The 1,037-nt window shown below is 44.3% G+C and carries 1 protein-coding gene; it reads right to left on the reverse strand.

Translation table 11 applies throughout. The features are described from left to right. Positions 1 to 270: 270 nt before the first annotated feature. On the reverse strand, positions 271 to 1,037 hold a 767-nt coding region (mobC, locus tag R7Q09_RS24395), incomplete at its 5' end, for a MobC family replication-relaxation protein (RefSeq protein WP_318143726.1).

Raw genomic sequence — 1,037 nt, forward strand, 5'->3', positions numbered from 1 at the left:
TAATCAGAACTTGCGAAAGCACGATAAAACCCCCCTGTTGTAGCTGCTAGACGGGGACAAGCGGAAAAGGAATAACTGATTAGTGTTGTGTGACTCGGACGGGGGGCGAAAGCCTTTACACACAGCGCGGGGCAGCCCGAAAGGGTACGAGAAAAAACTCCACGGAAAGCGACCACAGACAATGCTCAGATTCACTCAAAACGAGTCGAAAATGGGTAGGGGTCGGCGCAGCCGAAAGGGCTGATCAGGGGAGTCTTGCGACAACATTCTTCACCGTTTAGGCTCTCTCGTTTCTTGTAAGGTCTTCACCTCTTCCAATGTGAAGATTCGGTAAAGGTTTGAACAGTAATACTCGAATGGGTGCTTCGATTCTTTGAACCTTATGTATTCAATTTTGTTGAAGTGGTTCTCTAACAGCTTTTTCATTTCGTTACTCTCAACGATGAAAAAGACCGCATGCCAGTACCCCTCTTTTTTTGCCTGTATGTGATCTTTAAAAATGGTCCGGTAGCGTGATGGTGTTTGAATTGTTTGCATCAGTTCGAGTGCAATCTTTGCTCCCGAAGGACTTTTCACCAAACCATTCGGTTTGTGTGCTACCTGATATTTTTTGCGTGCGTCTTCATGTTTACCATTTTCCCAATCACACCATCCATTTTTTTGTAGCTGGAGCTGCACAAACTGTACTTTCATTTTATGTTCTGCATTCTTGGCCGTGACTCGGTACGGTACAAAACTCTTCTCTCTGCCATTACTTTTCTGTTGGTTTTGCGCAAGGCCTAAGTCGGTCACTCCCCACAATGCAAGCTTTCCTCTTGGCGTTTTTAGTTCGTACTTTTTGATGAGACCTAAGCCTTTTAGTTTTGCCAGTAAACGATCGAGAGGCTGTCTTTTCTGATAATTCAAAAGCACCATTAAGTTGGTGATTGTGGAGTACGTTTCTTGTATTAAAAACTGTATGACGCATTGCATGTTGTCTGCATTTCGTTGGTAACGTTCGGTCTTATCTTGGATCAGATATTGTGTGTTCATCGGCC

The organism is Vibrio sp. 2130-1 (assembly GCF_033339515.1).